The 20,065-nt window shown below is 70.2% G+C and carries 15 protein-coding genes; 12 read left to right on the top strand and 3 right to left on the bottom strand.

All coding sequences use genetic code 11. The features are described from left to right. Positions 1 to 665 precede the first annotated feature (665 nt). From ileS to BLT44_RS10170, 7 genes are all read left to right on the top strand, one after another. Entirely contained in the window at positions 666 to 4,055 is a 3,390-nt protein-coding gene (gene ileS / locus BLT44_RS10200) for an isoleucine--tRNA ligase (protein WP_010157191.1), read from the top strand. Further along, the gene (locus tag BLT44_RS10195) at positions 4,052 to 5,392 is read left to right on the top strand and encodes a bifunctional folylpolyglutamate synthase/dihydrofolate synthase (protein ID WP_010157192.1); all 1,341 of its coding nucleotides are present in this window, start codon (positions 4,052 to 4,054) and stop codon (positions 5,390 to 5,392) included. The genes ileS and BLT44_RS10195 overlap by 4 nt, the downstream gene beginning before the upstream one ends. After that, positions 5,389 to 5,892 (top strand): DUF4233 domain-containing protein, encoded by a 504-nt coding sequence (locus BLT44_RS10190; RefSeq protein ID WP_074690187.1) that lies wholly within the window; start codon positions 5,389 to 5,391, stop codon positions 5,890 to 5,892. Before BLT44_RS10195 ends, BLT44_RS10190 begins: the two co-directional genes overlap by 4 nt. Positions 5,893 to 5,977: 85 nt before the next feature. Next, positions 5,978 to 6,394, top strand: a complete 417-nt coding sequence (ndk, locus tag BLT44_RS10185) for a nucleoside-diphosphate kinase (protein WP_074690185.1) — start codon at positions 5,978 to 5,980, stop codon at positions 6,392 to 6,394. 47 nt (positions 6,395 to 6,441) lie between these two features. Further along, positions 6,442 to 7,638: a winged helix-turn-helix domain-containing protein gene (locus BLT44_RS10180; protein ID WP_074690183.1), complete on the top strand. Its 1,197-nt coding sequence runs from the start codon at positions 6,442 to 6,444 to the stop codon at positions 7,636 to 7,638. A 68-nt stretch (positions 7,639 to 7,706) separates the two neighbouring features. Beyond that, positions 7,707 to 9,797, top strand: a complete 2,091-nt coding sequence (gene uvrB, locus BLT44_RS10175) for an excinuclease ABC subunit UvrB (protein WP_010157195.1) — start codon at positions 7,707 to 7,709, stop codon at positions 9,795 to 9,797. Positions 9,798 to 9,802: 5 nt separating this feature from the next. Continuing rightward, positions 9,803 to 10,654: a helix-turn-helix domain-containing protein gene (locus BLT44_RS10170; RefSeq protein WP_074690181.1), complete on the top strand. Its 852-nt coding sequence runs from the start codon at positions 9,803 to 9,805 to the stop codon at positions 10,652 to 10,654. Here the strand turns inward: BLT44_RS10170 and BLT44_RS10165 are convergent. The 3 genes from BLT44_RS10165 to BLT44_RS10155 form a co-directional block, all read right to left on the bottom strand. Beyond that, entirely contained in the window at positions 10,606 to 11,043 is a 438-nt protein-coding gene (locus tag BLT44_RS10165; protein ID WP_010157198.1) for a VOC family protein, read from the bottom strand. The two genes, BLT44_RS10170 and BLT44_RS10165, sit on opposite strands and share 49 nt — an antisense overlap. 103 nt (positions 11,044 to 11,146) lie before the next feature. After that, a complete protein-coding gene (locus BLT44_RS10160; RefSeq protein WP_010157199.1) occupies positions 11,147 to 11,821 on the bottom strand; it encodes an RES family NAD+ phosphorylase in 675 nt (224 codons plus the stop codon). Further along, the gene (locus tag BLT44_RS10155; RefSeq protein ID WP_010157200.1) at positions 11,818 to 12,453 is read right to left on the bottom strand and encodes a MerR family transcriptional regulator; all 636 of its coding nucleotides are present in this window, start codon (positions 12,451 to 12,453) and stop codon (positions 11,818 to 11,820) included. Before BLT44_RS10155 ends, BLT44_RS10160 begins: the two co-directional genes overlap by 4 nt. A gap of 122 nt (positions 12,454 to 12,575) precedes the next feature. Between BLT44_RS10155 and uvrA the strand changes: the two genes are divergently transcribed. The 5 genes from uvrA to BLT44_RS10130 all read left to right on the top strand — a co-directional run bounded on the left by uvrA (position 12,576) and on the right by BLT44_RS10130 (position 20,054). Continuing rightward, positions 12,576 to 15,482 (top strand): excinuclease ABC subunit UvrA, encoded by a 2,907-nt coding sequence (gene uvrA, locus BLT44_RS10150; RefSeq protein WP_010157201.1) that lies wholly within the window; start codon positions 12,576 to 12,578, stop codon positions 15,480 to 15,482. Continuing rightward, positions 15,479 to 17,407 (top strand): excinuclease ABC subunit UvrC, encoded by a 1,929-nt coding sequence (gene uvrC, locus BLT44_RS10145; protein ID WP_040504983.1) that lies wholly within the window; start codon positions 15,479 to 15,481, stop codon positions 17,405 to 17,407. Before uvrA ends, uvrC begins: the two co-directional genes overlap by 4 nt. Beyond that, positions 17,404 to 18,282 carry an RNase adapter RapZ gene (gene rapZ, locus BLT44_RS10140; RefSeq protein ID WP_010157203.1) on the top strand — a complete coding sequence of 293 codons (879 nt, stop codon included), beginning with the start codon at positions 17,404 to 17,406 and terminating at the stop codon, positions 18,280 to 18,282. Before uvrC ends, rapZ begins: the two co-directional genes overlap by 4 nt. 57 nt (positions 18,283 to 18,339) lie before the next feature. Then, positions 18,340 to 19,320: a DNA-binding protein WhiA gene (whiA, locus tag BLT44_RS10135; RefSeq protein ID WP_010157204.1), complete on the top strand. Its 981-nt coding sequence runs from the start codon at positions 18,340 to 18,342 to the stop codon at positions 19,318 to 19,320. A gap of 116 nt (positions 19,321 to 19,436) precedes the next feature. Next, the gene (locus BLT44_RS10130) at positions 19,437 to 20,054 is read left to right on the top strand and encodes a superoxide dismutase (RefSeq protein ID WP_010157205.1); all 618 of its coding nucleotides are present in this window, start codon (positions 19,437 to 19,439) and stop codon (positions 20,052 to 20,054) included. The last annotated feature ends 11 nt before the right edge of the window (positions 20,055 to 20,065 follow it).

The raw sequence follows: 20,065 nt of genomic DNA, 5'->3' as shown, positions 1-20,065 counted from the left end.
CTCGTTCTCGGCACGATGAAATCGGAGGCGCTCGGAGGACGGGCGGGATCGATGCGATCGCAGCGCCGACGTCGACCGGCGTCCTCGCCATGGGCCAGCTGCTCGTGCGGAGGATAGGGCCGCGCGTGCTTCATTCGAACTCCAGGGCGCCGGATCTCGGCGCACGATCTTCCGGAGCGGATCGGAAAGCACGGCACGCGGCCGCCCTCAACGCTTCTTCGACGCTAACAACGTCGTGCACGGATGTGCAAGGCGCGCCCGGCGGCCGGAGTGCCGATCGCCGCCGCGTATGCCCCGCTGATCTGGGATTCTCACGTCGCTGCATCGTTACTCGTTCGTTACGAACCGAGGTCCGCGATCCGCCCGTTCGCAACTTCGCGCACGCAGGCGGGTGGATCAGCGCTGCGCTACACTGGTTGCATCGACTGCGAACCGACCATCATCGGGGAGTCTTCGGAAGAACGGCGGCGCCGTGCCCCACGATGGGGGACCAACCGCTCAGTAGAACCGAACGGGTCGGGCCCGTCACAGCCCAACGAAGAGGTCGCCGGCCCCTCCACCGAGGGCGCGAGCGGCAAGCGGGGTGGTACCGCGGGAGACGGACGCGATCCGGATCTCGTCCCGGCGCAGGCACATACTCGCACGCCGGAACCGAGAAGGAACCCATGCCGTACCCTCAGCAGCCCACGGGAACCCCGTCCACCCACGCCGCATCGCAGGCGGGCGCCGCCTTCGGCGTCGCCGCATCGCCCCGGCTCCCCGAGATCGAGCGGGGTGTACTCGACTTCTGGGCGTCCGACGACACCTTCCGCGAGTCGATCCGGCAGCGGGCCGATGCGCCCGAGTGGGTGTTCAACGACGGCCCCCCGTTCGCCAACGGCCTGCCCCACTACGGGCACCTGCTGACCGGGTACGCGAAAGACGTCTTCCCGCGCTTCCAGACGATGCGCGGCAAGAAGGTGGAGCGCCGCTTCGGGTGGGACACGCACGGGCTCCCGGCCGAACTCGAGGCCATGAAGCAGCTCGGCATCACCGAGAAGTCGCAGATCGAGGAGATGGGCGTCGCCGCGTTCAACGGCAAGGCGCGCGCCTCGGTGCTGCAGTACACCCGCGAGTGGGAGGAGTACGTGACCCGCCAGGCCCGCTGGGTCGACTTCGAGCACGGCTACAAGACGCTCGACCTCGGCTACATGGAGAGCGTGATCTGGGCGTTCAAGCAGCTCCACGACCGGGGCCTCGCCTACGAGGGATCCCGCATCCTCCCGTACTGCTGGCGCGACGAGACGCCGCTGTCGAACCACGAGCTGCGCATGGACGACGACGTGTACCAGATGCGCCAGGACCCCTCGGTCACGGTCGCGTTCCCGCTGACCGGCGACCGCGCCGACGCGCTCGGCCTCGACGGCGCGCGCGCCCTGGCCTGGACCACCACGCCGTGGACGCTGCCCACGAACGCCGCCCTCGCCGTCGGGCCCGACATCGACTACGCCGTCCTCCCCGCCGGCCCCGCGGGCGCGGGCGACGGGTCCGCCGCGGGTGCGGCGCGATACCTGCTCGCGAGCGAGCTCGTCGGCGCGCACGCGAAGGATCTCGGCTACGCCACCCCCGAGGAAGCCGTCGCGGCCGTCGCTCAGCACGTGCGCGGCGCCGATCTCGACGGCGTGCGCTACGCCCCCCTCTTCGACTACTTCACGGACACCGAGGTCTGGGGCACCGAGCACTGCTGGCAGATCCTCGTCGACGACTACGTGTCGACCACGGACGGCACGGGCATCGTGCACCAGTCGCCCGCCTACGGCGAGGACGACTACCGCATCGCCACCGCCGCGGGCATGCCGACCATCGTGAGCGTCGACGAGGGCGGCCGCTTCATCGCAGCCGTCTCCGACGTCGCGGGCGAGCTGTGGATGGACGCGAATCGGCCGCTGATCCGCCTCGTGCGGGAGCGGGGTCGCCTGCTGCGCGAGCAGAGCTACGAGCACTCCTACCCCCACTGCTGGCGGTGCCGCAACCCGCTCATCTACAAGGCCGTCTCGAGCTGGTTCGTGCGGGTCACCGACATCAAGGAGCGCATGCTCGAGACCAACGAGCAGATCACCTGGGTGCCCGAGAACGTCAAGCACGGGCAGTTCGGCAACTGGCTCGAGGGCGCCCGCGACTGGTCGATCAGCCGCAACCGGTACTGGGGCAGCCCGATTCCGGTCTGGAAGAGCGACGACCCCGAGCACCCGCGCGTCGACGTCTACGGCTCCGTCGCGGAGCTGGCGGCCGACTTCGGCGAACTGCCCCGCAACGAGGCCGGCGAGGTCGACCTGCACCGTCCCTACATCGACCAGCTGACCCGGCCCAATCCCGACGACCCGACCGGTCGGTCGACGATGCGCCGCATCGAGGACGTGCTCGACGTCTGGTTCGATTCGGGGTCCATGCCGTTCGCCCAGGCGCACTACCCGTTCGAGAACCAGGAGTGGTTCGAGACGCATCAGCCGGCCGACTTCATCGTCGAGTACATCGGGCAGACCCGCGGGTGGTTCTACGTGCAGCACGTGCTCGCCACGGCGCTGTTCGACCGGCCCGCCTTCACCAACGTGGTCAGCCACGGCATCGTGCTGGGCTCCGACGGCAACAAGATGTCGAAGTCGCTGCGCAACTACCCCGACGTGAACGAGGTGTTCGATCGCGACGGCTCCGACGCGATGCGCTGGTTCCTCATGGCGTCGCCGGTGGTGCGCGGCGGCAACCTCGTCGTCACGGAGGAGGGCATCCGCGAGGGCGTGCGCCAGTTCATCCTGCCGCTCTGGAGCACGTGGTACTTCTTCTCGCTCTACGCCAACGCCGACGGCATCGCCGCGGAGCGGCGCACCGACTCGACCGACCCGCTCGACCGGTACATCCTCGCGAAGACCGGGCGGCTCATCCGCGACGTCGAATCGCACCTCGAGGCGCTGGACACGACCTCTGCGGCCGAGGCGCTGCGCGCATACGCCGAGGTGCTCACGAACTGGTACGTGCGACGCTCCCGCGACCGCTTCTGGGCGGGGCTCGGCGGCGAGCACGGCGCCCCCGAGAACCGGCAGGCCTTCGACACCCTCTACACCGTGCTCGAGACCGTCGCCCGCGTCTCCGCACCGTTGGCCCCGCTCGTCACCGAGGAGCTCTGGCGCGGCCTCACCGGCGGCCGGTCGGTGCATCTCACGGACTGGCCGGACGCGGCGGAGTTCCCCGACGACGCACCGCTCGTGCGCGCCATGGACGAGGTGCGGCAGATCACGTCGCAGACGCTCGCGCTCCGCAAGAGCCGCGGCCTGCGCGTGCGCCTGCCGCTCGCGTCGCTCACCGTCGTCGCGGAGCACCCCGCCGAGCTCGCGCCCTTCGCCGACATTCTGCGGGAGGAGCTGAACGTCAAGGCGGTCGAGCTCGTGCAGCAGACGGAGACCAGCGCCCAGGAGCACGGGATCGTGCAGACGCTCTCCGTCAACGCGCGGGCGGCCGGGCCGCGTCTCGGCAAGCAGGTGCAGCAGGCGATCAGGGCGGCGAAATCGGGCGACTGGAGCGAGCAGAACGGCGCTGTCGTCGCCGGCGGCATCGCGCTCGAACCGCACGAGTACGACCTCACCCTGCGGGCCGGCGACGACGCGGACGCCGGCCCGGCGCTGACGCTGCTGCCCGGCGGCGGCTTCGCGATGCTCGACACGGCGCTCACGCCCGAACTGGAGGCGGAGGGCATCGCGCGAGACGCGATCCGCGCCGTGCAGGAGGCGCGCAAGAACGCCGGGCTCGAGGTGAGCGACCGCATCGTGCTGGCGCTGAACGCCGAGCCGGCGCACGCCGCAGCGCTGGAGGCGCACGCAGCGCTCATCGCGAGCGAGACGCTGGCCGAGGGCTTCGCCGTGCAGGAGGCGGTCGGGATCGACGCGATCGTCGATGACATCCCGTCTCCCGGCAACGGCGTCTTCGTCTCCGCCGCCCGCGGCATCGGATCCGAGAAGGCCGCGATCGTCATCACCATCGATGCGACCGAAGCGGCATCCCTCCGAGCGGGAGGCGCGGCATGAGCGGCGCCGAAGCGGTGTACGCCGCCCTCCTCGAGCGCGTCGGCGAGGCGCATCCTCGGCCGCGCATCGACCCGGTGCGGCGCCTCGCCGAGCTCGCCGGCTCGCCGCAGCTCTCGTTCCCCGTCATCCAGGTGGCCGGAACGAACGGGAAGACCTCGACCAGTCGCGCGATCGCGTCGCTCATGAGCGCCCACGGGCTCCGCACCGGGCTCTTTACCAGCCCGCACCTCGTCGACTTCACCGAGCGGTTCCAGCTCGACGGAGCGCCGATCGACGGAGCCGTGCTCGCCTCCGCATGGGAGGAGCTGCAACTGCCGCTCGAGGTCGTCGACGCCGAGCTCGTCGCCGCCGGCCACGGTCCGATCACCTTCTTCGAAGCGCTCGCCGTGCTCGCACTCGTCGCCTTCGCCGATGCTCCGGTCGATGTCGCCGTGATCGAGGTCGGCATGGGCGGCGAATGGGATGCGACGAACATCGTCGATGCCCGCGTCGCGGTGCTCACGCCGATCGACCTCGATCACACCGCGGTGCTCGGCCCCGACGTCGCGACCATCGCCCGCACCAAGGCGGGCATCATCAAGCCCGGGTCCGTCGTGGTGTCGGCCCACCAGGATCCCGACGCGCTCGCCGAGATCGCCGAGGCCGCGACCCGCCACGACGCCGCCCTCGCCGTGCAGGGCCGCGACTTCTCGCTGGTGGACGACCGCGTCGCCGTCGGCGGGCGCCAGATCGACGTCGTCGGGATCGGCGGCCACGCCTACGACCCCATCTTCCTGCCGCTGTTCGGGCATCACCAGGCCGAGAACGCGACTCTCGCGATCGCCGCAGTCGAGGCGTTCTTCGGTGCGGGTCGCCCGCTGCCCGAGGAGGTGCTCGACGAGGGCTTCGGCGCGCTCACCTCGCCGGGGAGGCTGCAGCTGATCGGCACCGATCCCGTGATCTACGTGGACGCCGCGCACAACCCGCACGGCGCGGCGGCGCTCGTCGCGGCCGTGACGGAGTCGTTCGACTTCTCCGAGCTCGCGCTCGTGGTCGGCGTGCTCGAGGAGAAGGACTCCTCGGGCCTGCTCGCCGCGCTCGCGCCGATCGCGCACCGCGTGACCGTCACTCCGGTCGATTCGCCCCGCAGCACCACCGCGGAGGAGCTGAAGCGCATCGCAGAGGAGGAGATTCCCGGTACGCCGATCGAACTCGCCGATTCGCTTCCGGAGGCGCTCGCAGAGGCCCGCGGCTGGGCGATGCGGGCCGAGGGGCGCGCGGTGCTGGTGGTCGGCTCGGTGCTGCTGGCGGGCGAGGCGATCGCGTTCGCCCGCTCCGAGGGCTGGAGCGCGGCGTGACCGGCGCGGCGGACGGCCGCGGCGCCGAGCGGCGGCCGAGCCCCCGCGGGGGCCCGGAGGAACCGGAGCTCGTGCTCTCGCCGTCTGAGAACGCCGCCCACAATTCGGCGATGCGCATCGCGGGCGCGCGACGCGGACCGACCTCCACGCAGAAGGCCCTCGCGTCCATCGTGCTGGGCTTCGAGCTCTTCATCGTCGCTCTCTTCGGCCTGACGATCTTCGGGATGGCGGTGCTCGAGCCCCGTGAGCTGGGACTCTTCGCCGGAGGCGGGCTCGCACTCGTGATCCTCGTCGCCCTCGGCGGCATGCGGCGCGGCCGCTTCGGCATCATCGTCGGCTGGGTCGTCCACGTGCTCATGCTGCTCACCGCCTTCATCCTGCCCATGTCACTCATCGTGAGCGTGCTGTTCTCGGCGCTGTGGGTCTACTGCATGATCCGGGGGGCGCGGATCGACCGCGACCGTGCCGCGTGGCTGGCCGCGCAGGGCGACGCAGGCTGATTCGATACACTCTCTGATCGGACCGGCCCCGCGCGGTCGTCCGAGTGTCCGTCCCGATTATCGTCCCGAGTGAGAAGGAGTCCGCATGTCGGCTGAAGAAACGTTGATCCTGGTGAAGCCCGACGGCGTCGCCCGCGGCCTGACCGGCGAGATCATCCGCCGCATCGAGGCCAAGGGGTACCGGCTGACGGATCTCCGCTTCGTCGCCCCCGACCGCGAGCTCCTCGCGGCGCACTACGCCGAGCACGAGGGCAAGCCGTTCTACGAGCCGCTCCTCGATTTCATGTCCTCGGGCCCGTCCGTGGCGATCCGCGCTCAGGGGGAGCGCGTCATCGAGGGCTTCCGTTCGCTCGCGGGCACGACCGATCCGACCACGGCGGCACCCGGAACGATCCGCGGCGACCTCGGCCGCGACTGGGGCGAGCGGGTGCAGCAGAATCTCGTGCACGGCTCCGACTCGCCCGAGTCGGCCGCGCGCGAGCTCGCGCTCTGGTTCGCCTGATCGATCGCGGCACGCCGCGTCGGCCGGGATTGCGATAGCGTACCGGAATGGTGCTCTCACTCACGGCCGCCGAGGCGCGCCGCATCGCCCTGGCGGCGCAGGGCTTCGCGAACTCGGCGCGAATCCGCGCCCGCCGACCGTTCGACGCCGCACTCTCGGCAGTGCACGTGCTGCAGATCGACTCGGTGAACGTCTTCGCGCGCAGCCATCACCTCCCCGTGTTCTCGCGGCACGGCGTCTACGACGCGGCGGCCCTCGATCAGCATCTCTGGGGCAGCGGCGAGTTCACGGAGTACTGGGCGCACGAGGCCGCGTTCATCCCGGTGCGGGATCGCCCGCTGTTCGGCTGGCGCATGGCCGAGCGGAGGGCTCGCGACGAGTCGAACGGCCGAGCCGCGCAGCTCGAGCCGAGCCTGGACCGGGTGCGCGCGCAGCTCGCCGCCGAGGGGCCGTCGCTCGTGCGCGATGTGGAGCAGGGGCCGCGGGCGAACCGCGGCCCCTGGTGGGATTGGAGCGAGACGAAGCGAGCCGTGGAGACCCTCTTCGCCTGGGGCGAGGTGGTGTCGGCCGGGCGGGAGGGGTTTCAGCGCCGGTACGCGCTCGAGGAGCAGATTCTGCCGCCCGCGGCGCGCGGCGCCGTGCCCACCGCCGAGGCTCAGCGCGCGCTCGTCGCCCGCGCCGCTCGGTCGCTCGGCGTCGCGACGCTCGCCGACCTCGCCGACTATCACCGCCTGCGGGCGGGCGCGGCTCGCACCGCGGTGGCGGCGCTCGAGGAGGCGGGGGAGCTCGTGCCCGTCGAGGTGGCGGGATGGCGCACCCGTGCGGGCAAGCCGGAGCGCGCCTTGATGCATCGTGATGCTCGGGTGCCGTCCCGCCTCGCCCCCGATGCCCTGCTGACCCCGTTCGACCCGGTGGTCTGGTTCCGCCCGCGGGCGGAGCGCATGTTCGGCTTCCACTACCGCATCGAGATCTACACGCCGAAGGAGCAGCGGCGATTCGGCTACTACTGCCTGCCGCTCATGGTCGGCGGCGCCATGGCGGGCCGCATCGATCTGAAGGCCGATCGCGCCGGGCGCGCGCTGCTCGTGCAGGCGGCGTGGCGCGAGCCTGGTGCGCCGCGTCGCACGGCGGAGGCGGCGCGGGAGCTGCTCGCGCGCGCCGCTGCATGGCAGGGGCTCGAGGAGGTGCGCTGGTCGGGTGTGGGCGACTTGGAGCTGCCGGATCGCTTCGCGCCGTCCCTCTGACGGCCGGCGCGTACGCCCGCCGCGGAACGCTCCCGTGAATGTCGGTGGTGCCGAGTACTCTCGAAGGCATGGAACCCACCCGCAGCGTCCGCCCATTCGAAGTGGTGAGCGAGTTCGAGCCGAGCGGCGATCAGCCGGTCGCGATCGAAGAGCTCACCCGCCGGATCAACGCCGGTGAGACCGACGTGGTGCTGCTCGGCGCCACGGGAACCGGCAAGTCGGCGACCACCGCGTGGCTCATCGAGGCCGTGCAGCGCCCCACGCTCGTGCTCGCCCACAACAAGACGCTCGCCGCGCAGCTCGCGAGCGAGCTGCGCGAGCTGTTCCCGAACAACGCGGTCGAGTACTTCGTGAGCTATTACGACTACTACCAGCCCGAGGCCTACGTGCCGCAGACCGACACCTTCATCGAGAAGGACTCGTCGGTGAACGCGGAGGTCGAGCGGCTCCGCCACTCGACGACCAATGCGCTGCTGAGCCGACGCGACACCATCGTCGTCTCGACCGTCTCCTGCATCTACGGTCTGGGAAAGCCCGAGGAGTACTACGAGGCGATGGTTCCGCTCGCCGTCGGCGATCGGCTCGATCGCGACGTGCTGCTGCGACGGTTCGTCGACATGCAGTATCAGCGCAACGACATCGAGTTCGTGCGCGGCAACTTCCGCGTGCGCGGCGACACGGTCGAGATCATCCCCATGTACGAGGAGCTCGCGGTGCGCATCGAGTTCTTCGGCGACGAGATCGAGGCGCTCTACTACCTCCACCCGCTCACCGGCGAGGTGATCAAGCAGGTCGACACGGTCTCGGTGTTCCCCGGCTCCCACTACGTGGCGAGCCGCGACGTGATGCACCGCGCGATGGGGCAGATCACGAACGAGCTCGAGAGCCGCACCCGCGAGCTGAAGCAGCAGAACAAGCTGGTCGAGGAGCAGCGGCTCCGCATGCGCACCACCTTCGACCTCGAGATGATGGAGCAGATCGGGTTCTGCTCCGGCATCGAGAACTACTCGATGCACATGGACGGCCGACGGCCGGGCGAGGCGCCGCACTGCCTGCTCGACTACTTCCCCGACGACTTCCTCGTGGTCATCGACGAGTCGCACGTCACGGTGCCGCAGATCGGCGCCATGTTCGAGGGCGACGCCTCGCGCAAGCGCACGCTCGTCGACCACGGCTTCCGCCTGCCGAGCGCGCTCGACAACCGCCCGCTGAAGTTCAGCGAGTTCAAGGAGCGCGTCGGCCAGACGGTCTACCTCTCGGCGACCCCCGGCAAGTACGAGCTCGAGCTGGCGGACGGCGTGGTCGAGCAGATCATCCGCCCCACCGGGCTCGTCGACCCCGAGATCGTCATCAAGCCGAGCGAGGGTCAGATCGACGACCTGCTCGAGGAGGTGCGGGTGCGCGCCGAGCGGGACGAGCGCGTGCTCGTCACGACGCTCACCAAGAAGATGGCCGAGCAGCTCACCACGTTCATGGAGGAGGCGGGCGTGCGCGTGCGCTACCTCCACTCCGACGTCGACACGCTGCGACGCGTCGAACTGCTCACCGAGCTGCGCGCCGGCGTCTACGACGTGCTCATCGGCATCAACCTGCTGCGCGAGGGCCTGGATCTGCCCGAGGTCTCGCTGGTGTCGATCCTCGACGCCGACAAGGAGGGCTTCCTCCGATCGAGCACGTCGCTCATCCAGACCATCGGCCGCGCCGCGCGAAACGTCTCCGGCCAGGTGCACATGTACGCCGATACGGTCACCCGGTCGATGCGCGAGGCCATCGACGAGACGACCCGACGTCGCGAGATCCAGGTCGCCTACAACCAGGAGCGCGGCATCGACCCGCAACCGCTCCGCAAGAAGATCGGCGACATCACCGCGATGCTGAATCGGGAAGCGGCTGATTCCGAGGACATCCTGTCGCGCTCCGGAGCCCACGCGCAGCGCAAGAGCCCCTCGCCGCAGCGAGCCAAGGGCAAAGCCGCCGCGCGCGCAGGCGCGATCGCCGGAGAGGGCGCGGCGAAGCTCGAGGAGCTCATCAGCGACCTCACCGACCAGATGCTCGCCGCAGCGGAAGAGCTGAAGTTCGAGCTCGCGGCGCGACTGCGCGACGAGCTGTCGGAGATCAAACGCGAGCTGCGCAGCATGGACCAAGCGGGCCACCTGTAGGCCTCATGTACACGGAGCGCGTGGTCGCGGGGCTCGGCGTGCTCTGGCGCGTCGAGCAGCCCGCGGCGCCGGCGGCGCTCGCGCCGGGGGCGCCGCTGGACCTGCGGTCCACCATCGTCCCCGCGGACGGCTGCGCCGACTTCGTGCTGCGCGGAGACGAACTGCACGTCGCCGGACCGTCGACGACGTGGATGCGCACGCAACTCGATCTTCACGGGCCGACCGTCGGCCTCCGGTTCGCGCCGGGAACCGCCGCGGCTGCTCTCCGGCGACCCGTCGCAGACCTGCGCGACGTCCTCGTCCCCGCAGCGGATGCAGTCGACGCCGCCGTCGCAAGACGCGTCGCCGCCGCGCTCCGCGCGATCGCCTCCCGGTCGAGCGCGCACGCGACCGGTCGGATCGCGGGCGGGCGGAGCACGCCGGCCGGCACGAGCGCGCGGGTCGCCGACGACGATCGCGTGCACGCCATCGCGCGGGCGACCGGTGCGGCCGGGCCGATCGCGTGCTCATCGGAGGGCTGGGCGCGAATGGTGCTGCGGGCAGCCGATCGTGCGGAGTCGCTCGGCGCCATCGCGTTCCGGCTCGGCTGGTCGGAGCGGCACCTGCACCGCAAGATGCTCGCCGAATTCGGCTACGGCTATGCAGCGCTGCGGCGCCTCCGTCGCGGTCTGCGCGCTCGGGCCGCAATGCACTCCGGCGCGGCGCTCGCGCTCGTCGCCGAACAGGCGGGCTACAGCGACCAGTCGCACTTCACGCGGGAGTTCGCGCGTCTCAACGGCGAGTCGCCAGCCGCGTACCTGCGCTCCCGTCAGACCGGCGGGCGCTCCGAGTCGGGCGACGCCGAGAGCGGGGCGTAGATGTCGACGGTGTTGCCATCGGGATCCCGCACCGTTGCGTACCGCTGGCCCCAGGGGGCGTCCCAGGGCGCCGTATGCGCCGCGGCCGGATCGCGCTCGACGAGGGCGGAGTATGCCGCATCGATATCGGTGGGCGACGCCGCGCTGCACGCGAATCCGATGCGGCCCTCGCCCGAGGGGAGCGAGAACCCGGGGGAGAAGCTCTCGATGGTGGAGACCGGATCCCACGCGAGCTTCAGGCCGCGCGGCAGCACGACCTCGACGTGGGGAGCGTCATCCAGCCCGTCCGGGATGGCGATGCCGAGGGATCGGTAGAAGGCGAGGGAGCGACCGAGATCGGCGGTCACGATGCCGATGAAGTCGAACGTCAGGTGCGGATTCAGGTTCATGGGGACAGGCTACGTCGCCCACGGCCCGGCTGTCTTGCACGAATCGGACCGGAACGCGCCGCCGCGAACCGCACCCGCACGGAACCCGGCGGGGACCATTGCGCTAGGGAAGCACTACGTAGCCGTAGCGCTCCGCGATGCGGTTGATCGCGCCGGTGAGCTCGTCGCGATCGAGGCGGAGCTGCGCCAGCGGGTGCTGCGGCAGCACGTCCATCGCGGGGCTCCACAGCGCGACCACCCGCGCCGAGGGCACGACCGAGGATGCGGAGATCACGCCGTCGAGGCTCGGGTACCTCGTGCGGATCGCGCGGGCCCAGGCGCGCGACGCCATGCGATCGCCCGAGGAGATCGCTCCATTGCCCCCGGCGACCGCCACCCAATCGCTGTCGCTGAGGTCGAGCAGCCGCAGGGCGCGGGTGCTCTCGAACACGGCGAGCGTCGGGGCGCCGCTCGTGCGGCGAACGATGCGCGTCGCCTGGAACACTTCGAGCATGCAGGCGGCGAACGCCGAGGCCGTGTCCTGCACGACGTCGGCCTGCTCGAGCACCGCGTAGAGCACGCCGTCGCCCGGCGCATCGCCGGGCGGCTCGGGGTGCGGGTCGAACCGCGCATCGAGGGGTCCGTAGGTGCGGAAGGAGTGCCACGCCGCCGGGTGCGGGCCCCCGGCGCGGAAGATGCGCGCCAGCGCGGTTCCAGGCGGCACCTCGCGCACCCAGCCGGCGTCGCGCTCGAGATCGGGGAACGCGGCCGCATCGGGCGGCGGCAGGAACTCGCTCACGGGAGCCGGTGGAGTGCGTCGTCGACGGCCGCCGCCGCCGCCGCCGGATCGCCGCCCTGCGCCAGCCACTCGAACGGAGCGAGCTCCTCGCCGTCGCTCGCCAGAGCGGGCGACGGCGACGTCAGCACGCGTTCCGCGAACAGCAGCGGGGTGCCATGAGGAATCGCGGCCGCGACGGTCGCCCATCCCGGAACCTCCCGGTCCTCCGGGAACTGGAAGCGCGGGAGGTGCCAACCATCGCTCCGGCGCTGCGCGAGGAGCGTGCCCGCCGCGCAGCGCTGGCGCACGCGAGCGGGGGTCACACCGAGCAGCTCCGCCGCTTCGGCGACCGTTGCGCTGCGTTCGGCGAGCGCGCGATCGGCGAGCAGCCCCTGCGCGGTGGCCCGCAGCGCATCGGGCTTCCGCAGCCCCTCCTCCGACACCCCGAGGCGCGCCAGTGCCGAGACCTCGGTCTCCGTCAGCGTGCGCGTGTCCGCGTGCTGGTGCGCGAGGAGGGTCGAGAGCAGGGCCTCCGCCGAGTCGACCCGCTCGGCGTCGAGATGCGTGACGAGATCGAGCAGGCGGGCCCGGGCGGCGCCGGCCGGCTGACGGGGGCGGTCCGCTGCGGCGGGGGCGAGGTGCGCGATCGACATGGCTGAACCTTTCGTATCCTTTCGTCAATAGTACCCGAAAATACTCGGCACCGGGATGCGCTCATGGCGAAAGCGTCGTAGGTATGTTCGAATTCCCGGTGCGCACCGCGTAGAATGAGCCGGTGACTTCGAAGCACTCCACCCCCATTCGATCCTCCGCAGCGCACGCCCAGATCAGCGTCCAGGGCGCCCGCGTGCACAACCTGCAGAACGTCGACCTCGCGATTCCGCGCGACTCGATGGTCGTCTTCACCGGGCTCTCCGGAAGCGGGAAGTCGAGCCTCGCGTTCGACACGATCTTCGCCGAGGGGCAGCGCCGATACGTCGAGTCGCTCAGCGCCTACGCGCGACAGTTCCTCGGGCAGGTCGACCGGCCCGACGTCGACTTCATCGAAGGGCTCAGCCCGGCGGTCTCCATCGACCAGAAGTCGACGAACCGCAACCCGCGGTCGACGGTCGGCACGATCACCGAGATCTACGACTACATGCGCCTCCTCTGGGCGCGCGTCGGGGTGCCGCACTGCGCCGTCTGCGGCGAGCGTATCGAGGCGCAGACCGTGCAGCAGATCGCCGATCGGCTGATGGGCCTCGAGGAGCGCACGCGCTACCAGGTGCTCGCCCCCGTCGTCAGCAAGAAGAAGGGGGAGTTCGTCGATCTCTTCCAGGATCTCGCCGCGAGCGGCTACTCGCGCGCGATCGTGGACGGCGACATGATCCAGCTCTCCGAACCGCCGAAGCTCAAGAAGCAGGTGAAGCACGACATCTCGGTCGTGATCGACCGGCTCGTCGCGGGCCCCGAGATCCTCGGCAGGCTCACCGACTCGCTCGAGACGGCGCTGCGCCTCGCCGGCGGCATCGTCGCCGTCGACTTCGTCGATCGCGACGCGAAGGCGGAGGACCGCGTGCAGCAGTTCTCGGAGCAGCTCTCCTGCCCGAACCAGCACCCCGTCCAGCTCACCGAGATCGAGCCGCGCACCTTCTCCTTCAACGCCCCGTTCGGCGCGTGCCCCGTGTGCTCGGGCCTCGGCACGAGCATGTCGGTGGACGAGGATCTCGTGCTCGGAGACCCCGAGCTCTCGATCGCCGAGGGCGTCATCGTCCCGTGGACGAGCCAGGGCAAGAGCCTCTACCAGTACTACGAGAAGCTGCTGGTGGGCCTCTCCGACGATCTCGGGTTCTCGCTGAAGTCGTCGTGGTCGGACCTGCCGGAATCGGTGCAGCAGGCCGTGCTCTACGGCAACGACTTCAAGGTCAACGTGCGCTGGCGCAACCGCTTCGGCCGCGAGGTGAAGTACTCGTCGGGCTTCGAGGGCGTGATCCCGTTCATCGAGCGCCAGTACGCGGAGGCGGAGTCGGACGCGAAGCGGGATCGCTGGTCGGAGTTCCTCCGCGAGGTGCCCTGCAGCGCCTGCAACGGCCAGCGACTCAAGCCCGAAGTGCTCGCGGTGACCGTGAACGGCCGCTCGATCGCCGCGGTCGGCGAGTACAGCCTGCTCGATGCGAAGGGGTTCTTCGACGACGTCGAGCTCACGGAGCGCGAGGCGAAGATCGCCGCGCAGGTGCTGCGCGAGATCCGGCTGCGGTTCGACTTCCTCATCGAGGTGGGCCTCGGGTACCTCACACTCGCGCGCGCAGCCGGAACGCTGTCAGGCGGAGAGGCGCAGCGCATCCGCCTCGCGACGCAGATCGGCTCCGGGCTCACCGGAGTGCTCTACGTGCTCGACGAGCCGAGCATCGGGCTCCATCAGCGCGACAACCGCCGGCTCATCGAGACGCTCATCAAGCTGCGCGACCTCGGCAACACCCTCATCGTCGTCGAGCACGACGAGGAGACGATCGAGGCCGCCGACTGGATCGTCGACATCGGCCCCGGCGCGGGCGTCGAGGGCGGCACGGTCGTGCACTCCGGTCACTACGACGAACTGCTGCGCAACCGCGAATCGCTGACCGGCGACTACCTCGCCGGTCGTCGCAGCATCGAGACCCCGAAGCGCCGGCGCAAGCGCGACCGCAAGCGCGAGCTGAAGGTCGTGGGCGCGCGCTCGAACAACCTGCGCAACGTCGACGCGACGTTCCCGCTCGGAGTGATGACCGCCGTGACCGGCGTCTCCGGCTCGGGCAAGTCGACGCTCGTCAACGACATCCTGTACCGCGTACTCGCCAATCAGCTCAACGGTGCGCGACTCGTGCCGGGCAAGCACACGCGCGTCACCGGGCTGGAGCACCTCGACAAGGTGGTGCACGTCGATCAGGCGCCGATCGGCCGCACGCCCCGCTCGAATCCGGCGACGTACACGGGCGTGTTCGACAAGATCCGCAACCTGTTCGCGGAGACCCAGGAGGCGAAGACCCGCGGCTATCTCCCGGGGCGCTTCAGCTTCAACGTGAAGGGCGGCCGCTGCGAGGCGTGCTCCGGCGACGGCACCCTGAAGATCGAGATGAACTTCCTGCCCGACGTGTACGTGGCCTGCGAGGTGTGCGGCGGTTCGCGGTACAACCGCGAGACGCTGCAGGTGCGGTACAAGGGCAAGAACATCTCGGAGGTGCTCGAGATGCCGATCGCCGAGGCCGAGCAGTTCTTCGAACCGATCTCGTCGATCCACCGCTACATGAAGACGCTGGTGGACGTCGGTCTCGGCTACGTGCGCCTCGGGCAGAGCGCGACGACCCTCTCGGGAGGCGAGGCGCAGCGCGTGAAGCTGGCGACCGAACTGCAGAAGCGCTCGAACGGGCGCAGCATCTACGTGCTCGACGAGCCCACCACCGGTCTGCACTTCGAGGACGTGCGCAAGCTGCTGCTGGTGCTCAACGGGCTCGTCGACAAGGGCAACACCGTCATCACCATCGAGCACAATCTCGACGTGATCCGCAGCGCCGACTGGGTGATCGACCTCGGCCCCGAGGGCGGCTCCGGCGGCGGCATGATCATCGCCGAGGGCACCCCCGAGCAGCTGGTCGACGCGGAGGGCAGTCACACCGGTCAGTTCCTCAACGAGGTGCTGAACGGTCGGGCGAAAGCGTCCGCTTGAACGCCACGGATCATCGCGCGTCCTTCCGCCCGGCGCAGGGGGAGATCCCCACCTCGCCGGGCGTGTACCGCTTTAGCGACCGGCACGGGCGAGTGCTCTACATCGGCAAGGCCAAGAACCTGCGGGCGCGCCTCGCGAACTACTTCCAGCCGATGCACTCGCTCATGCCGCGCACCCGCACGATGCTGTCGATCGCGGCGAAGCTCGATTGGACGGTCGTCGCGACCGACACCGAATCGCTCGTGCTCGAGCACACGTGGATCACCGAGTACAAGCCGCCCTTCAACGTGCAGTTCAAGGACGACAAGACGTACCCCTATCTCGCGGTGACCCTGCGCGAGGAGGCGCCCCGCCTCGTCATCACCCGCAACGAGCGCATCCGCGGTGCGCGCTACTTCGGCCCTTACCCGAAGGTGTGGGCCCTGCGCGAGACGACCGCCCTGCTGCAGCAGGCGTTCCCCATCCGCACGTGCAACGACGCCGACTATCAGCGCGCGATGAGTTCGGGCAAACCCTGCCTGGCCGGTCAGATCGGTCGGTGCAGCGGACCGTGCTCGCAGAAGCTCACCATCGAGGAGCATCGCGCGCGCGTCGGCGAACTGGTCTCGTTCCTCGGCGGCAGCGACACCAGCCACCTCAAGGCGCTGCAGCGCGCGATGCGCGAAGCCGCGGCCGACCAGCGCTACGAGGACGCGGCTCGTCTGCGCGACCAGGCGCAGGCGGTGGAGCACGTCATGGAGAAGAACGCGGTGGTGCTCGGCCTCGACGTCAACCTCGACGTGTTCGGGCTTCGGTCGGACGAGCTCGCCGCCGCCGCCCACCAGTTCATCATCCGCGGCGGGCGGATCCGCGGCGAACGCAGCTGGATCGTCGACGTCGAGCTCGACGACTCCCCGGAGACGCTGCTCGAGCAGGTGCTGCAGTCGGCGTACGAGGGCGAGCGCGAGCCGCCGCCCCAGATCCTCGTTCCGCAGCTCCCCGCCAACGCGGCGGCGCTCGAGGAGGCCCTCGGCGCCCGGCGTCCGCGGCGGGGGCGCGTGCGCGTGCGCATTCCCGAGCGCGGCGACAAGGTGCAGCTGATGGACCGTGCGATGAGGAATGCGGGTGAGCACCTGATCCGCCACAAGCTCAAGCGGGCGGCGGATCTCACCGCCCGAACGGACGCCCTGGCGGAGCTGCAGCGGGCGCTCGGCATGGACGAGGCCCCGCTGCGGATCGAGTGCATCGACGTGTCTCATCTGCAGGGAACCGGCGTGGTCGCCTCGCTGGTGGTGTTCGAGGACGGACTCCCCGCGAAGGGCGCCTACCGCAAGTACCGCATCGAGCAGACCACCGACGACACCGACTCCATCCATCAGGTCGTCTCGCGTCGCGCCGCCCAGCTGAACGCCGCCCGGGAGGCGGGGGAGCAGCCGACGGGCGTCTACCGCGATCGCCCGCAGCTGCTCATCGTGGATGGCGGCGAGCCGCAGGTGAAGGCCGCCGCGCGCGCGCTGAGCGAGGCCGGCATCACCGACATCGCGCTCTGCGGCATCGCGAAGCGCCTCGAGGAGATCTGGCTGCCCGGCGATCCGTTCCCCGTGATCCTGCCGCGCACGAGCGAGGCCCTCTTCCTCGTGCAGCGCGTGCGCGACGAAGCGCACCGCTTCGCGATCACCTTCCAGCGACAGCGGCGGAGCACGTCGATCTCGAGCCGCCTCTCCGAGATTCCGGGGCTCGGCCCCAAACGCGTGCAGGCGCTCCTCAAGTACTTCGGCTCCGTCGCGCGTCTCCGCGCCGCCTCGCTCGCGGAGCTCGCCGCGGCGCCCGGAGTGGGACCGAAACTGGGGGAGCAGATCCTCGCCCATCTGCAATCGGACTCCGAGGCGGGCGCTAAGCTAGAGGCTCAGGTGGAAGCGAAGCAGGGAGAGGAACTCGGCGCATGAACGACGCGGCATCCCAGCAGGAGATTCTCATCGTCACGGGAATGTCCGGAGCCGGCCGCAGCACCGTCGCGAACACGCTCGAGGATCTGGGCTGGTACGTCGTCGACAACCTCCCGCTGCCCATGCTGAAGACGCTCGCCGACATGGCGGACCGCTCGGGCGGCGCGCTGCCGCGCATCGTCGCGGTGGTCGACGTGCGGGGGCGCGATCTGTTCGCCGACATCCAGGCGACCGTCGACGAGCTGCGCGACAACGCGACCGTGCGCGTCGTGTTCCTCGACGCCACCGACGAGATCCTCGTGCGGCGCTACGAATCCGTGCGCCGCCCGCACCCGCTGCAGGGCGACGATCGCAGCCTGCTCGAGGGCATCCGCCTCGAGCGCGAGCGGTTGCAGGAGCTGCGGGCATCGTGCGACGTCGTCATCGACACCTCCCGGTACAACGTGCACGACCTGTCGACGGCGACCCGCGAGCTGTTCTCCGACGACAACACTCCCGGGCTGCAGCTCTCGGTGTCGAGTTTCGGCTTCAAGTACGGGGCGCCCACCGATGTCGATCTCATGGTCGACATGCGCTTCCTCCCGAACCCGTTCTGGGAGCCCGAGCTCCGCGCACTGACGGGCGTCGACCCCGAAGTGAAGGAGTACGTGCTCGGCCGCGAAGGCGCAGCCGAGTTCCTCGACCACTACGTCGCCGCGCTCACTCCGGTGCTCGCCGGGTTCCAGCGCGAGAACAAACGGCATGCGTCGCTCGCGGTAGGATGCACCGGCGGCAAGCACCGCTCGGTGGCCACCGCCCGAGAGCTCGCCGATCGTCTCGCCGGGCTCCCCGGCGTCAGCGTGAGCCTGCGTCACCGCGACCTCGGTCGCGAGTAGTCGACGCCTCGCGCGTCGGCCGATTCACTGAAACACCCTCTCCGAAAGGATCCATTCGTGCTGTCTACCCCCGAGGTCAAGAGCGAACTCGTGCGATTCCCGGTGCAGAGCACCGGCGAACGCATCGCAGAGGTCGCGACGATCCTCCGTCTTGCAGGCGGGCTGCACACCATCTCCGGCCGTATCGCCCTGGAAGCCGAGCTCCACACCCCGCAGATCGTGCAGCGGGTGCGCAAGGATCTCGCCGAGCTGTACGGCATCCGCTCGGATGCGAAGCAGCTGCCCCCGTCGAGCACCCGCCCGGGCGCTCCCCAGTTCCTCGTCCGCGTGCTCGACGGGGAAACCCTCGCCCGTCAGCTCGGCCTCCTCGACCAGCGCCGCCGCCAGATCCGCGGCCTGCCGAACCGACTCACCACCGGCGCGCCGGCGGAGCTCGCAGCCATCTGGCGCGGCGGGTTCCTCGCCCGCGGCGGCCTGACCGCCCCCGGGCGATCGGCGAACCTCGAGATCGTCTGCCCGAGCAACGAGGTCGCGATGGCGCTCGTCGGAGCGGCCGGCCGCATCGGCGTCGACGCGAAGAGCCGCGAGATCCGCGGGCAGCACAAGGTGCTCATCCGCGACAGCGAGGCCATCAGCGAGATGCTCGGCCTCATGGGCGCGCAGCAGGCCCGCACCAGCTGGGACGAGCTGCGTCGCGCACGGGAGACGCGAGCCACCGCGAACCGTCTCGTCAACTTCGACGACGCGAACCTGCGCCGATCCGCGCAGGCCTCGGTCGCGGCGTGCGCTCGCGTCGAACGCGCCATGGAGATCCTCGGCGACAGCATCCCCGAGCATCTGCGCTACGCGGGGGAGCTCCGGCTGACGCATCGCGAGGCGAGCCTCGACGACCTCGGCGCCCGTGCCGATCCGCCGCTCACCAAGGATGCGGTTGCGGGCAGGATCCGACGACTGCTGGCGATGGCCGACAAGGAGGCGGAAGTGCGCGGCGTGCCCGGCACGGAGGCCAGCCTGCCCGAGGAGCTCGACCGGATTTAGCGGGCGGCGAACAGGGCGGCGGCGTCGGGCGACGTGCGCCGCCTTTTCCCACCGCGGCGAAGGGTCGCGCCATAGACTGAAGCGGACAACTGTTCACCGAGAGATTGGATCGCCACATGGCCGCCTACTCACTTCCCGAGCTTCCTTATGATTACGCTGCTCTCGAGCCGCACATCAGCGGCAAGATCATGCAGTTGCATCACGACAAGCATCACCAGGCGTACGTGACCGGCGCGAACACGGCGCTCGAGCAGCTGGCGGAGGCTCGCGAGTCGGGCAACCTCGCGTCCGTGAACAAGCTGGAGAAGGACCTCGCGTTCAACCTCGGCGGTCACGTCAACCACACGATCTTCTGGAACAACCTCTCGCCCGAGGGCGGCGGACGCCCGGAGGGCGAGCTCGCTGCAGCGATCGACGAGTTCTTCGGCGGCTTCGAGAAGTTCCAGGAGCACTTCACGGCGACGGCACTCGGCGTGCAGGGGTCGGGTTGGGCCGTGCTCGCATGGGATGCGCTCGGTCAGCGCCCGAACATCGTCCAGCTCTTCGACCAGCAGGGCAACCTCCCCGCAGGCACGATTCCGCTGCTGCAGCTCGACGTCTGGGAGCACGCCTACTACCTCGACTACCTCAACGTGCGCGCCGACTACGTCAAGGCGTTCTGGAACATCGCGAACTGGCAGGACGTCGCCCGCCGCTTCGAGGCCGCTCGCACGCAGACGCCCGGCCTGATCTGACCCTGCACCCC

Source organism: Leucobacter chromiiresistens (assembly GCF_900102345.1).
Classification (GTDB): Bacteria; Actinomycetota; Actinomycetes; order Actinomycetales; family Microbacteriaceae; genus Leucobacter; species Leucobacter chromiiresistens.
Note: the sequence above shows the minus strand (reverse complement) of the source record. Positions and strands in the feature narration are given on the sequence as shown.